The organism is Stappia sp. ICDLI1TA098, from assembly GCF_054880955.1.
The window spans coordinates 405,631-419,895 of the sequence record NZ_JBTZBT010000003.1; the positions used below are offsets into that span (position 1 = coordinate 405,631).

Sequence of the window (14,265 nt, forward strand, 5' to 3'; positions counted from 1 at the left end):
GCCGGCTCCCTTCGTGCCTGAAAAGCCGTCGCTTCCCGCCTCCCCACTTCGCCGGAGACCCGTTGTGCTCGAACGTTCCGACCTTGCCGAAAACGCGATCCAGTGCCTGCATGACGAGGATTACGGTCGACCCTTCGACAGCCGCTCGCTGAATGCCGCCACGATGATCTTCACCGGCGGGCGCACGGCGACCAGCCTCGACGGCGACTGGAACTTCTGCGTCGACCTGCTCGACACCGGACTGCGGCAGAAGTGGTTCGCCATGGAGCCGATGGCTGCAGAGGAGCGCGGAGAGCCCTGGGATTACGACCCCTACGAGGGAGAGACCGTTCCGGTCCCCTCCTGCTGGCAGATGGTCAAGGAGAAGTGGTACTTCTTCGAGGGCAGCGCCTGGTACACCCGTCCGCTCGACATCGCCGCTCCCGATGACGGCAAACGCCGCTTCCTGCGTGTCGGCGCCGCGCAATACGACTGCAAGGTCTTCCTGAACGGCAGCTTTCTTGGCAATCATCTCGGCGGTTCGACGCCGTTCTTCTGCGAATTGACCGACCATCTGCGCCCGGGCCGCAACTGGTTGATGCTGATGGTCAACAACACGCGCACCCTCGACCGGGTGCCGATGCGCAACACCGACTGGTTCAACTATGGCGGCGTCTACCGCGAGGTGGCGCTCTATGAGACGCCGCAGACGGTGATCCGCGATTTCTTCATCCATCTTGTTCCCGACGGCAGCGACACGCGAATTCGCGCCGAGGTCACGGTGGAGGGTGCGGCGTCCGTCGCGCGTCTTGCCATCGCCGGCCTCGGGCTCGCGCTCGACATTCCGCTCGGGCCGGATGGTCGCGGCGAGATCGTCTTCGAGGCACGCCCTGAGCTGTGGTCGCCGGAAGACCCGAAGCTCTACGATGTGACCCTTGAGGCCGGCGGCGACCTTGTCGGCGACCGGGTCGGTTTCCGCCGCATCGAGCGCGTCGGCGACGAGATCCGCCTCAACGGAAAGTCGGTGTTCCTGCGGGGAATTTCCGTGCATGAGGACGACGCGGACCTCGGCAAGGTGACGAGCGAGGAAGATCTGCGCCGTCGCTTTGCACATGCCCGCGCGCTCAACTGCAACTACCTGCGCCTTGCCCACTATCCCCACCACGAGATGGCGGCACGGCTTGCCGACGAGCTCGGCTTCATGCTGTGGGAGGAGATCCCGGTCTACTGGGCGATCGCCTTCGAGGATCCGGCGACCTATGCGGACGCCAGCAACCAGCTCGCCGAGCTGGTCCTGCGCGACCGCAACCGCGCCAGCGTCATCATCTGGTCGGTGGGCAACGAGAATCCGGACACCGATGCCAGGCTGTCGTTCATGAAGGGGCTCGCCGATACGGCCAAGCGCCTCGACCCGACGCGTCTCACCTCCGCCGCCTGCCTCGTCAACCACGCCCGCAATCGCATCGAGGACAGGCTGGCCGAGCACATCGATGTCATCGGCATCAACGAGTACTACGGCTGGTACGAGGAGAATTTCGACGACCTCGTCGCCATCGGCGCCAATTCCGACCCCGGCAAGCCGGTGGTCATTTCCGAGACCGGTGCCGACGGCGCCATCGGCGAGGGTGCCCCGGTGCGTGGCCTGTTCAGCGAGGCCTATATGACCGAGGTCTACGAGAAGCAGATCGCCACCCTGCGCGGGCTTGCGTACGTCAAGGGCATGTCGCCCTGGATCCTCTATGACTTCCGTGTCGAACGCCGGCAAAATATATTTCAGCGCGGCTACAACAAGAAAGGTCTGATCGCGGCCGACAAGGCGACGCGCAAGAAGGCCTTCGACGTGCTTGCCGACTATTATGCCGAGCGCCGCGACGCGGAGGCGGAGCAGGAGGAGGAGAGATGATCGGTAAAGGCGGAAAGCGCCGCTACGAAGAGGTGGCCGAGGCGCTCAGGCGGGAGATCACCGAGGGAAACTATGCCCTTGGCGACCGCCTCAAGACCGAACGCCAGATCTCCGAGGAGATGGGCGTCAGCCGCTCGCTGGTGCGTGAGGCGGTGATCATGCTGGAGATCGAGGGCTTCGTCGATGTGCGCAAGGGGTCGGGCATCTATGTTGCCCGCCTGCCCGCCGGCGAGACGCGGGACGCGCGCGGCGACATCGGTCCGTTCGAGCTGCTGCAGGCGCGCCAGGTGCTGGAAAGCTCCATCGCCGCCTTCGCTGCGACCATGGTCACCAAGGCCGACGTGCTGCGCATGCGCGAGGCGCTGGAAATGGAGCGCCGCGCCATCGAGGACGGCACCGGCGACTACGCTGGCGACGAGCTGTTCCACCACCTCATCGCCGAGGCGACGCAGAACAGCGTGCTCGTCGACATGATCGATGAGCTCTGGCGCAAGCGCGAGCAGAGTCCGATGTGGGCGCGGCTGCACACGCGCATCTTCGATCGCGGTTACCGCGATCGCTGGCTCGAGGATCACCAGCGGATTCTCACCGCGCTGCAATGCCGGGATCCGGGAGCCGCCCGCCAGGCCATGTGGCAGCATCTGGAAAACGTGCGGCTGACCCTGCTCAAGCTGTCGGATGTCGAGGACCCGCAGTTCGACGGCTATCTTTTCGACAGCGGCCCGGTGGCTGTCGCCGGCCCCTGAGGCCGGCCGCGGCCAGGACTTTTCGCGCGCCGCCCGGTCGGCGCGCCTTTCCCCCTCCCCAATCGGAAGCAAGAACGATGTTTCACTCCTGGCGCTGGTTCGGACCGGCCGACCCGGTCACGCTGAGCGATATCCGTCAGGCCGGCGCGCTCGGCGTTGTCACCGCCCTCCACGACGTTCCCAACGGCACGGTCTGGCCGGCGGACCGCATTGCCGCACGCAAGGCCGAGGTCGAAGCCGCCGGCCTGGTGTGGAGCGTGGTCGAGAGCATTCCCGTCCATGAGGACATAAAGACCGGCGCGCCCGGCTGGGAGGAAAAGGCCGATGCCTGGGCGCAGAGCCTGACCAATCTCGCCCGGGCAGGCGTCAAGACCATCTGCTACAACTTCATGCCGGTTCTCGACTGGACCCGCACCGACCTCGTCCACGAGCTCGAGGACGGATCCCGCTGCCTGCGGTTCGACCAGACCGCGCTGGCTGCCTTCGATCTCTTCATCCTCGAGCGCGAGGGAGCCGCGGCAGACTATCCAGCGGAACGGATCGCCGCCGCCCGCGCCCATTTCGATGCCCTTTCCCAAGCCGCGCGCCAGTGTCTCGCCGATACGGTCATTGCCGGGCTTCCCGGTTCGGAGGAGAGCTATTCGCTGTCGGCCTTCCGGGAGAGGCTTGCCGCCTATGACGGGCTCGGGGCCGAGGGCCTGCGCGGCAATCTCGCCGCCTTCCTGGCGCGCATCGTGCCGGTGGCCGCGCGCGAGGGGGCGGTTCTCGCCATTCATCCGGACGATCCGCCGCGCCCGCTCTTCGGTCTTCCGCGCATCGTTTCCACCGTCGATGACATGGCGGCCATCGCCGCGATGGCGGACACGCCGGTGAACGGCTTTACCTTCTGCACCGGGTCCTATGGCGTGCGGCCGGACAATGACTTGCCGGCGATGTTTTCCCGCTTCGCCGACAAGGTGCATTTCCTGCATCTGCGGGCGACGAAGCGCGAGCAGGATCCACAGAGCTTCCACGAGGCGGCGCATCTGGCCGGTGACGTCGACATGGTGGCGATGGTCGCGCGGATCGTTGCCGAGGAACGCCGGCGCGGCGTCAGTCTGCCGATGCGGCCCGACCACGGCCATCAGATCCTTGAGGATCTGCGCAAGACCTCGACGCCCGGCTACCCGGCCATCGGCCGCCTGCGCGGCCTTGCCGAACTGCGTGGCGTCGAACATGCGGTGGCCGCCCTCACCTGAGCGCCGGCCGGCGCGCGAAAAGGGCGTTTCGCACGCCGGCCGTTTCGCTCTAGGCTCGCCCGCGTAAGGGGCGGCGAGAGGACGGGATGGACGACGAGGGGATCGATCTCCGGCTTTGCCGTGACGGTGCGGCCAATGACCCCGTGGCCACCGGGCCGTGGATGGAGGTGCTTTGCACGGCCGAGCGGGAGCGCATGGCGCGGTTTCGCTTCGACGGTCTGCGTCACCAATATGGTCTTGCCCACGGTCTCGTCCGGCAGGCGCTCTCGCGCGTCCGACCGGGCGTCGCGCCGCGCGACTGGCGTTTTGTCGAGGGCGCCAACGGCAAGCCTGCCGTCGCGCCGTCGCTGCCACGCGTCGACTTCAATCTCTCCCACACGCGCGGACTGATCGCCCTCGCCGTCTCGCGTGGGCTTGCGCAGGCACCGCTCGGCGTCGATGTGGAGGACGCCGGCCGCGATGTCGAGCTTTCGGTCGCCGAGCGCTTCTTCGCCCCCGAGGAGGTGGCGGCCCTGCGGGCATTGCCGGCAGGCGAGCAACGTCGCCGCTTCTTCACGCTGTGGTCGTTGAAGGAAAGTTTCATCAAGGCGACGGGGCTCGGCATGTCGCTGCCTCTGACCGGCTTTTCCTTCGCCTTTTCCGGCAATGGCCGGATCGTCTTCCGTCGCCACCGCGACCGGTTGCCGGAAGCGCTCCGGCAGATGGCGGGCGTTGGGCGAGCGCTGTCTGCCGACGGCCGGGATTTCTGCTTCCGCCAGGCGACAATTGCCGGGCCGGATGGCGACCGCCACGCGCTGGCGCTGTGCGCGGAAGGTACGGCGGCGGGCGAAATGCCGCCCGTCCGCCTGTTCGAGACGGCGCCGTCCGCGATGTCGGTGATTGCCGATCGGGCGGTCGCCATCGCCTGGGACTGGCGGACGGAAGCGCGATAGGCCACCGTCCGCCCGGTCGCGACCGACCGTCAGTCCTTCTTCAGTTCCTTGGCGTGCAGCCAGGCGGCGTGCTGAGGCGCGCGCTTGGTCTTCGACCATTCCTCCAGCATGTCCCACTTCACCGCGTCGAGGCGGGCGATCATCGCCTCCTCTTCCGGATCCGGGCAGGCCAGCTCGATGCGGTGGCCGTTCGGATCGAAGAAGTAGATCGAATGGAAGATCGAGTGGTCGGTAACGCCGAGCACCGGAATGCCGTTCTTCTCGAGCTTCTCCTTGTAGGCGACCAGCGTCTCGCGGTCCTTCACCTTGAAGGCGATGTGCTGGACCCACTCCGGCGTGTTGGGGTCCTTGCCCATCTCCGGCTTGGTCGGAAGCTCGAAGAAGGCGAGCACGTTGCCCGCGCCTGCATCGAGGAAGACGTGCATGTAGGGATCGGGCTCATGCGTCGAGGGCACCTTGTCCTCGGCGATGGCGAGCACGAAGCCCATGTTCAGGTTGTCGACATACCAGTTCACGGTCTGCTTCGCGTCCTTGCAGCGATAGGCGACGTGATGGATCCGATCGATCTTCAGCTCAGGCATCGTAGTCATGAGGTAGCTCCTGTCCGACAGTGAGTGCAGGAACGCCCCGTCCGCGTTCGATATTGGGTTCCTGCCCGGTGGAGCCCTCTCTTCCGCCGGGCGGAAACCGGTGGTCAGTCTCCCCGTTCCGGGAGCTTTGCGGCGGCAAGCGCGGCATCGAGTGTCGCGCGGTCGCCGATATGGTTGGCGAGGATCAGCACGAGGCGTGCATTGAACGCCTCGCTCTCCTCGCGGCCGAGGCCTTCATGCGCGCGGATCAGCGCGGCATAGAAGCCGTCGGGGTCGGTGATGTTCGGATCAAGCCGCAAGGGGCCGGCCGGTGTGTGACGTGCGTTCATCGTGTCCTCTCCTCAGCCGCGCGCCGTCGCCCGACGCAGGGCGTCCGCGACGGCGTCCGCGTCATAGGTTGTCCAGCGGGCCGCGACATGCTGGTCGGGGCGGATCAGGTAGACCGCCGATGCGGCCGTTCCCAGATAGCGCTGGCGCAGCGCATCGCTTGCGTCGTGCGCCGTCGACACCGAGATGCCGTCGAGGGCGATGCCGTCGATCTCCAGCCGCTCGGGCACCTGTGCATCGATGGCGAGAAGCTGGAAGCCGCCGCCCAGCCTGTCGATGAGCCAGCCTTCTCCCAGCGGTGCGTCGCTCGCGGGGGCGCCGGGACGGCTGCGCGCCGGCATTCCGGCGGCATCCGGACCGTTGAGCGGCGAGCCGTCGTAGATCGCCGGCAGCGACAGCCGGCCGGAGTTGACCAGGGGCCTGGCGAAGGCGTGATGCTCGGACAGCTCCAGTACCGCGTCGCGGAAGACGCGGCTGGCGTGGCTCTTCGGAGTGATGAAGTCCGTCGAGCGCGACGAGTTCAGAATGTTCTCGTCTGCCGCGAAGATACGCTCCTCGTCATAGCTGTCGAGGAGCCCGTCCGGCGCCAGCCCGTCGATCACGAGCTTGAGCTTCCAGGCGAGATTGTCCGTGTCCTGGAAGCCGGAGTTCGCCCCGCGCGCGCCGAACGGCGATACCTGATGCGCCGCGTCACCGGCGAACAGCACCCGCCCGTGGCGGAACTTCTCCATGCGCCGGCACTGGAAGGTGTAGATCGACACCCACTCGAGGTCGAAGTCGACGTCCGCGCCAAGCATGGCCTCGAGTTTCGGCCGGATCCTTGCCGGATCCTTCTCCGCCTCGCGGTCGATGTCCCAGCCGAGCTGCAGATCGATCCGCCACACGTCATCCGGCTGACGATGCAGAAGCGCGGACTGGTCCTTGTTGAAGGGAGGATCGAACCAGAACCAGCGTTCCGTCGGGAAGTCCGCCTTCATCACCACGTCGGCGATGAGGAAATTGTCCTCGAACACGCGGCCCTGGAAGTCGAGGCCGAGCATGGTGCGCGTCGGCGAACTGGCGCCATCGCAGGCAACCAGCCAGTCCGCCTTGAGCCGGTAGATCCCTTCCGGCGTCTCCACCGTCAGCGTCACACCGGCATCGTCCGGCTCGACGGCACTCACGCGGTTGCCGCCGCGCAGCGAGATCAGCCCGGTCTCGTCGGCGATCTCGCGGGCGCGCTCGACCAGATACTGTTCGAGATAATATTGCTGAAGGTTGATGAAGGCGGGGCGCTTGTGCCCGTCCTCGGGAAGCAGGTTGAACTCATAGACCTGCCGGTCGCCTAGGAACACCTTGCCGAGGTTCCACACGACACCCTTGTCGACCATGGGCTGGCCGCAGCCGAGCCGGTCGAGGATCTCCAGCGGGCGCTTGGCGAAACAGATAGCCCGCGAACCGAAGCTGACCTTGTCGTTTTCGTCGAGCACGACCACCGGCACGCCCGATTGAGCAAGATCGATGGCCATGGCAAGGCCGACCGGCCCCGCACCCAGCACCACGACCGGATGACGCACGGGCGTGTCGGCGTCCTGGTCGCGCGAGCGCGCATACGGATAAAGCGGGGTTTCGAAAATCTTCGTCATGCGTCCTCCCGAAAGCCCTCTCCGGCGGTTCCGGTCCTCCACCGAAACCCGCCCCGGGCCGTCTCGCCGGCCTTGGTCCGCCGCCGGCGAGATCTTTCTCCCGCCGGCGGCGACGTCCGGCCTATTCCGCTCCCGCGGCGATTTCGTCCATCTGCGCCTTGAGCGACGTGGGCTCGCCGTCCATTGGCGTGACGATGTCGTCGATCGCCGCATGGCCGCCCACTTCCACGACGAGGAAATGAGCCTCCTGGCGAATCTGGAACTCTTCCCCGGGCCCGAAGCAGGTCGTGCCCTGGAAGCTTGCCACGACGTGAGCAGCGCCTCCCTCGACGCCGGTCTGCGCGATCTTGATGTTCTTGAGCGGGCAGCCGTCCTGACCGTTGACGATCACGTCGTAGTCGAAGGGCGTGCCCATCTCCTTGGCGAAGGGCGTCTCCGCCGCCTTGCGATATCGGGCGGCGAAATCCGCGCTGTAGAGCGTCGAAAGGCGCTCCTCGGAGAAATAGTCCTGATAGTCCTGGGGCGGATCGGCCCAGTTGGCCTCCGCCGCCTCCATCACCGCGCGTACGGGCGCTGTGACGTCGGCGGCGAGGGCCGGAAGCGGAAGCGTCAGGGCGAAAGCGATCAGGCAAATCGTCTTCATCTGGATCAACCTCTGTCAGTGACCGCGAACCCGTCGCGGCCTCAGGGTCATATCACGTCCGCTCGGCCTCGCCTCCGTCGAACGCGGGTGCGCAGGTGGCGCGCCCGCGTTCGACGGATCCGGCTTAGGTCTTTTCGTATTTCTCGACCGTCTGCTCGATGGCACCGAAGATGGAGTGGCCCTCGGCATCGAGCATCTCGATGCGCACCGTGTCGCCGAAGCGCATGAACGGCGTCTTCGGGGCTCCGCTCTCGATCGTCTCGATCATGCGGATCTCGGCGATGCAGGAGTAGCCGACGCCGCCCTCGGAGACCGGCTTTCCGGGGCCGCCGTCGAGCTTGTTGGAGACCGTGCCGGAGCCGACGACGGCGCCGGCGGCCAGCGGCCGGGTCTTCGCCGCATGGGCGATCAGGGTCGGGAAGTCGAAGGTCATGTCGATGCCGGCCTGGGCGCGGCCAAAGGCCTTGCCGTTGAGGTCGACATGAAGCGGAAGCGCGACCTTGCCGCCGTCCCAGGCGCCGCCCAGCTCGTCCGGCGTCACCGCGATCGGCGAGAACGCCGAGGACGGCTTGGACTGGAAGAAGCCGAAGCCCTTGCCAAGCTCGGCCGGAATCAGGCCGCGCAGGGAGACGTCATTGACCAGCATGACGAGGCGGATGGCGGCGCGCGCCTCCTCGACGGTGGCGCCCATCGGCACATCGCCGGTGATGACGGCGACCTCGCCCTCCATGTCGATGCCATAGGCCTCGTCGGCCATCAGGATCGGGTCACGCGGAGCGAGGAAGCTGTCGGAGCCACCCTGATACATCAGCGGATCGGTCCAGAAGCTTGCCGGCATCTCGGCATTGCGCGCCTTGCGCACCAGCTCGACGTGGTTGACGTAGGCCGAACCGTCCGCCCACTGGTAGGCGCGCGGCAGCGGCGACAGGGCGTCGTGCTCGTGGAAGCGCATGGACGGCACGGCGTCGTGCTCGAGGCTTTCCGCCAGCGTCGCCAGCTTCGGCGCGATCTCGTCCCAGTTGTCGAGAGCGGCCTGCAGCGTCGGCGCGATGTGGCCGGCTTCGGTGCAGCGGGTGAGCGCGCGGTTGACGAGGACGAGCTTGCCGTCGCGGCTGCCGTCGCGGAGTGTTGCGAGTTTCATGTGATCAATCCCAATTGCCTTCGAGGGTGCCGTCGAACCGCTTCTTCAGCGGCGTCCAGCAGTCGAGGTAGCTGTCCTGCAGGGTGTCGAGTTCCGCCGCGAAGCGCGTCAGGTGCTGCGGGAAACGGGTCTCGAACATGAACGCCATCGTGTCGGTGAGCTTCACCGGCTTGAGATCGGCGCGGCTCGCCTTCTCGAAGCCGGTTGCATCCGGCCCGTGCGGCAGCATCATGTTGTGCAGGCTCATGCCACCCGGCACGAAGCCCTCTTCCTTGGCGTCGTACTGGCCGCAGATCAGGCCCATGAACTCGGACATGATGTTGCGGTGGTACCAGGGCGGGCGGAAGGAATGCTCGGCCACCATCCAGCGCTCGGGGAAGATCACGAAGTCGATGTTCGCGGTGCCTTCCTCGCCCGAGGGCGCGGTCAGAACCGTGAAGATGGACGGATCCGGGTGGTCGAACAGGATCGCGCCGACCGGCGAGAAGGTCGTCAGGTCATACTTGTAGGGCGCGTAGTTGCCATGCCAGGCGATCACGTCGAGCGGTGAGGCCTCGAGCGTCGTCTCGTGGAACTCGCCGCACCACTTGACGACGAGGCGGCAGGGACCGTCCTTGTCCTCGAAGGCGGCGACCGGCGTCTTGAAGTCGCGCGGGTTGGCGAGGCAGTTGGCGCCGATCGGGCCACGGTCCGGAAGGGTGAACTTGGCGCCGTAGTTCTCGCAGGCATAGCCGCGCGCCGCCCCGTCCGGCAGTCGCACGCGGAAAATCATGCCGCGCGGGATGACGCAGATCTCTTTCGGCGAGACCTCCATGATGCCGAGCTCGGTCGCCACCTCGATGCGGCCCTCCTGGGGCACGATCAGCAGCTCGCCGTCGGAATTGAAGAAGAACTCGTCTTCCATGTCCTTGTTGGCGACATAGACATGCGAGGCCATGCCGACCTGGGTGTGCACGTCGCCGGCCGTCGTGACCGTGCGCATGCCCTCCAGGAAGGTCGTCGGGGTCGACGGCATCGGCACCGGATCCCAGCGCAGCTGGCCAAGCGGAAGGTTGTGCTCGCCAATGTGCGGCGCGCTCTTCCAGTCGGGAAGCGCGGTGGCGGCGTAGCGGCCGGAGTGCTTCACCGAGGGGCGGATGCGGTAGAGCCACGATCGTTCGTTGGTTCCGCGCGGTGCGGTGAACGGAGACCCGGAAAGCTGTTCGGCATAGAGACCATAAGGCGCGCGCTGCGGCGAATTCTGGCCCTGCGGCAGGGCGCCCGGCAGCGCCTCGGTCTCGAAATCATTGCCAAAGCCTGGCATGTAGGCAAGCGGCATGTCTGATCCCTCCTGATCCAGACGGTTGATAGTTGCATGTGTAACTGTTTAGCTTGTAACTATCAACGGTCATTCCGATGCCAGGAAGCAAACGGGATGCAGGCAGGACTGGGGACCAGGACGATGCACCAGAACGACGGGACGGGCGACGGGGTCGGGGAGTTGGAGCAGGATGACGCCGGCGTGGCGGACGTGCCCGACCGCCTCGTGCTCGAGGCCTTCCTGCCCTACCGGCTGGTGCGGGCCTCGGAGCTTGTCAGTCGTCGTTTTGCCGAGGCCTACCGCGCCGCGCACGACATCACCAGGCAGGAGTGGCGCTGCTTCGCCATCCTCGGCGAGGCGGGGCGGACCACGGCGACGGAGATCTCGCGCCGCTCGACCATGCACAAGACGAAGGTGAGCCGCGCGGTGGCGGCCCTTCAGGCGCGCGGCTGGCTGACACGCCGGGTCGATGCGGCGGACCGGCGCATCGAGCATCTGGAACTCACGCCCTCGGGCGAGGCGGTCTACCGCGAGCTCGCCGGGCTTGCCCGCTCCTACCAGAAGTCCCTATGTCGCGAGCTCGGACCCGAGGCGCTGAGGGCGCTGGAGGCGGGGCTGGCGGTGGTCGAGGCGCGGCTTCTCGACGAGGCCGGCATCACCGACCTCAGACGCATTGCGCCGGGCGAGCGCGCCGACGACCTCGACTGAGCCATGCGCGGGCGCAGGATCAGTGCGCCTCGTCCCAGTTGTCGGCGGCGCGCGCATCCACCTGCAGCGGCACGGAGAGCGTCACCGCCGGCTCGGCGGCGGTTTCCATCACCTCGCGGATGAGCGGAATGGTCCGCTCGACCTCATCTTCCGGCACCTCGAAGATCAACTCGTCGTGCACCTGCAGCAGCATCCTGGCGGCAAGCGTCGAAGCTGACAGGCGCTCTTCCATCCGCAGCATCGCCCGGCGCAGGATGTCGGCGGCCGAACCCTGGATCGGAGCGTTGATTGCCGCCCGCTCGTAGAAAGCGCGCATGTTGGGGTTGGAGGTGTTGACCTCCGGATAGTTCGCATGGCGGCCGAAGATCGTCGTCACGTAGCCATTGGCATGAACGAACTTCTTGGTCTCGTCCATATAGTCGCGAATGCCCGGGAACCGCTTGAAGTAGGTGGAGATATACTCCGCCGCCTCGCCGCGCGAGATGCCGAGCTGGGCCGCCAGGCCAAAGGCGGAGATGCCGTAGATGATGCCGAAGTTGATCGCCTTGGCGCGGCGGCGGACCATCGGATCCATGCCTTCGATGGGCACGCCGAACATCTCCGAGGCCGTCAGCGCGTGAATGTCGAGCCCCTCGGCGAAGGCCTGCTTGAGCTGTCCGATGTCGGCCATGTGGGCGAGCACGCGCAATTCGATCTGGCTGTAGTCGGCCGAGATCAGCTTCATGCCCTTTTCCGCCACGAAGGCCTTGCGGATCTTGCGTCCCGCCTCGGTGCGCACGGGGATGTTCTGCAGGTTCGGTTCCGAGGAGGAGAGCCGCCCTGTCGTCGTCGCCGCCAGCGAGTAGGACGTGTGCACCCGCTTCGTCTCGGGATTGATGAAGCCGGGCAGCGCGTCCGAATAGGTCGACTTGAGTTTCGAGAGCTGGCGCCAGTCGACGATCCGCGACGGCAGCGCGTGCCCCTCGGCGGCAAGGTCGTCGAGCACGGAAACCGACGTCGACCATGCTCCGGTCTTGGTCTTCTTGCCGCCGGGAAGGCCCATCTTGCCGAACAGGATGTCGCCGAGCTGCTTCGGCGAGCCGATGTTGAAATTCTCGCCGGCGAGTTCGTGGATCTCGGTCTCGAGCGCTGCCATCCCTTGCGCGAAGTCGCCGGAAAGCCGCGACAGCATCTGCCGGTCGATGGAGATGCCGCGCATTTCCATGCGCGCCAGCACCGGCACCATCGGCCGTTCGAGCCGCTCGTAGACGCTCGCCATCCCCTCTGCCGCGAGCCGGGGCTTCAGCACCTGCCAGAGGCGCAGCGTCACATCCGCGTCCTCCGCGGCGTAGGCGCTCGCCTTGTCGATCGGCACCTTGTCGAATGTGATCATCGACTTGCCGGAGCCGGCCACCTCCTTGAAGGGGATCGGCGTGTGGCCGAGCCACCGCTCCGCGAGGGCGTCCATGCCGTTTCCGCCCTTGCCCGCGTCGAGCGCGTAGGAGAGCAGCATGGTGTCGTCGAACGGACCGACCTCGATGCCGTGACGCTTGAGGACAACCCAGTCGTACTTGAGGTTCTGTCCGATCTTGAGGACGCCGGGATGCTCGAGAAGCGGCTTCAGCGCGGCAAGCGCCTGCTTGATCGGGATCTGTCCGGCGACCAGGCCGCCACCGCCGAGCAGGTCGCCCTCGCCGTCCACATGGCCAAGCGGAATGTAGCAGGCCTCGCCCGGCGCGGTTGCCAGCGACACGCCGACGAGTTCGGCCTGCATGGCGTCGAGCGATGTCGTCTCGGTGTCGACGGCCACGTAGCCCGCCTCCATCGCCGCCGCGATCCAGGCCTCGAGCCTGTCCAGGTCGCGCACGGTCTCATAGGCGGAGGCGTCGACAGGGATGGCAGCTGCCTGGGCGGCGGCTGCCTCGGCGCGCGCCTGCGGTGTCCAGGGGCCGGTGGTCGAACCCGGATCGGCCGCGGCTGAGGCTGTGACCGCGCCTGCCGGCGGGGTCGACGTCTCGGCCGCGGCTGGCGCTCCGCCGGCGGCCGGGGCCATCGGCGAGAGCCGGCCCTTGCCGTCCGGCTCGTCCCAGCCGCGAATGGTGAACTGCGCCGGCTCCACACCTCCGGCGTCGAGGCCGGTGGTCTCCGCCACGCGCCGCGTCAGCGTGGTGAATTCCATCGCCTTGAGGAAGGCGAGTGCACGGCTGGCGTCGAGATCGCGCACCTTGAACGCCCCGCCGGGCAGCTCGACCGGCACGTCATCCTTCAGCGTCACCAGCTTTCTGGAGATGCGCGCCTGTTCGGCGAATTCGATCAGGTTCTCGCGCCGCTTCTTCTGCTTGATCGTATCGGCTTTCGAGAGCAGCGTTTCCAGGTCACCGAACTCGTTGATGAGAAGCGCGGCCGTCTTCAGGCCGATGCCGGGAACGCCGGGCACATTGTCGACGCTGTCACCGGCAAGCGACTGCACCTCGATCACCTTGTCCGGTCCGACGCCGAACTTCTCGACCACCTCCGGTTCGCCGAAGGTCTTGTTCTTCATCGTGTCGATCATGCCGACGCGCGGACCGATGAGCTGCATCAGGTCCTTGTCGCCGGAAACGATGGTGACCCGCGCGCCCTGCGCCGCCGCCGCCCGCGCATAGGTGGCGATCAGGTCGTCGGCCTCGAAGCCTTCCTGTTCGACGCAATGCACGGTGAAGGCCCGCGTCGCCTCGCGGATCAGGCCGAACTGCGGGATCAGATCCTCCGGCGGCTCCGGGCGCTGGGCCTTGTACTGGGGATAGATCTCGTTGCGGAAGGTCTTCGCCGAATGGTCGAAGATCACCGCCATGTGCGTCGGCTCGTCGCCCGGCTCCGGCGTCAGGCCTTCCTGCAGCAGCTTCCACAGCATGTTGCAGAAGCCAGACACCGCGCCCACCGGCAGTCCGTCGGACTTGCGGGTGAGCGGCGGCAGCGCGTGGTAGGCGCGAAAGATGAAGGTGGAGCCGTCGACCAGGATCAGGTGGTCGTCGGCGGTGAGGGCGGAGGCGGCATCATTCGACATGGCGCGGATCATGCCCGTCGCCTCCGGTTTTTGAAAGGGCCACATCCCTGCTTTGGTAGTTAAAATCGCGAGATCAACAGGCTGGTGAATATCCAGACAAAGCGAGTA

Annotated in this window: 12 protein-coding genes; 5 read left to right on the forward strand and 7 right to left on the reverse strand. The window is 66.6% G+C overall.

Features of this window, described 5'->3' with window-relative positions; translation table 11 throughout:
• Positions 1-64 precede the first annotated feature (64 nt).
• From ACSLUQ_RS16910 to ACSLUQ_RS16925, 4 genes are all read left to right on the forward strand, one after another.
• A complete protein-coding gene (locus ACSLUQ_RS16910; RefSeq protein ID WP_461809188.1) occupies positions 65-1,882 on the forward strand; it encodes a glycoside hydrolase family 2 protein in 1,818 nt (605 codons plus the stop codon).
• Positions 1,879-2,628 carry an FCD domain-containing protein gene (locus tag ACSLUQ_RS16915; protein WP_417771340.1) on the forward strand — a complete coding sequence of 250 codons (750 nt, stop codon included), beginning with the start codon at positions 1,879-1,881 and terminating at the stop codon, positions 2,626-2,628. Before ACSLUQ_RS16910 ends, ACSLUQ_RS16915 begins: the two co-directional genes overlap by 4 nt.
• Before the next feature lie 77 nt (positions 2,629-2,705).
• Entirely contained in the window at positions 2,706-3,866 is a 1,161-nt protein-coding gene (gene uxuA, locus ACSLUQ_RS16920; protein WP_461809189.1) for a mannonate dehydratase, read from the forward strand.
• Positions 3,867-3,952: 86 nt separating this feature from the next.
• Positions 3,953-4,798 (forward strand): 4'-phosphopantetheinyl transferase family protein, encoded by an 846-nt coding sequence (locus ACSLUQ_RS16925; RefSeq protein WP_461809190.1) that lies wholly within the window; start codon positions 3,953-3,955, stop codon positions 4,796-4,798.
• A 29-nt stretch (positions 4,799-4,827) separates the two neighbouring features.
• Here the strand turns inward: ACSLUQ_RS16925 and ACSLUQ_RS16930 are convergent, their stop codons facing one another.
• The 6 genes from ACSLUQ_RS16930 to hmgA all read right to left on the reverse strand — a co-directional run bounded on the left by ACSLUQ_RS16930 (position 4,828) and on the right by hmgA (position 10,442).
• Positions 4,828-5,370, reverse strand: coding sequence for a VOC family protein (locus ACSLUQ_RS16930; RefSeq protein ID WP_461809264.1), 543 nt, complete (start codon positions 5,368-5,370; stop codon positions 4,828-4,830).
• A 122-nt stretch (positions 5,371-5,492) separates the two neighbouring features.
• Positions 5,493-5,717: a DUF2783 domain-containing protein gene (locus ACSLUQ_RS16935; RefSeq protein ID WP_461809191.1), complete on the reverse strand. Its 225-nt coding sequence runs from the start codon at positions 5,715-5,717 to the stop codon at positions 5,493-5,495.
• A gap of 12 nt (positions 5,718-5,729) precedes the next feature.
• Positions 5,730-7,340, reverse strand: a complete 1,611-nt coding sequence (locus ACSLUQ_RS16940) for an FAD-dependent oxidoreductase (protein ID WP_461809192.1) — start codon at positions 7,338-7,340, stop codon at positions 5,730-5,732.
• Between the two features lie 121 nt (positions 7,341-7,461).
• A complete protein-coding gene (locus ACSLUQ_RS16945) occupies positions 7,462-7,983 on the reverse strand; it encodes a hypothetical protein (protein ID WP_417771335.1) in 522 nt (173 codons plus the stop codon).
• 124 nt (positions 7,984-8,107) lie between these two features.
• Positions 8,108-9,124, reverse strand: a complete 1,017-nt coding sequence (locus tag ACSLUQ_RS16950; RefSeq protein ID WP_461809193.1) for a fumarylacetoacetate hydrolase family protein — start codon at positions 9,122-9,124, stop codon at positions 8,108-8,110.
• A gap of 4 nt (positions 9,125-9,128) precedes the next feature.
• Positions 9,129-10,442 carry a homogentisate 1,2-dioxygenase gene (gene hmgA, locus ACSLUQ_RS16955; protein ID WP_461809194.1) on the reverse strand — a complete coding sequence of 438 codons (1,314 nt, stop codon included), beginning with the start codon at positions 10,440-10,442 and terminating at the stop codon, positions 9,129-9,131.
• 192 nt (positions 10,443-10,634) lie between these two features.
• On the opposite strand from hmgA, the gene ACSLUQ_RS16960 reads away from it, so the two are divergent.
• Complete coding sequence (locus ACSLUQ_RS16960) at positions 10,635-11,132, forward strand: MarR family winged helix-turn-helix transcriptional regulator (RefSeq protein ID WP_417771704.1); 498 nt, start codon at positions 10,635-10,637, stop codon at positions 11,130-11,132.
• Between the two features lie 19 nt (positions 11,133-11,151).
• Here the strand turns inward: ACSLUQ_RS16960 and polA are convergent, their stop codons facing one another.
• The gene (gene polA, locus ACSLUQ_RS16965) at positions 11,152-14,169 is read right to left on the reverse strand and encodes a DNA polymerase I (protein WP_461809195.1); all 3,018 of its coding nucleotides are present in this window, start codon (positions 14,167-14,169) and stop codon (positions 11,152-11,154) included.
• Positions 14,170-14,265: the final 96 nt, after the last annotated feature.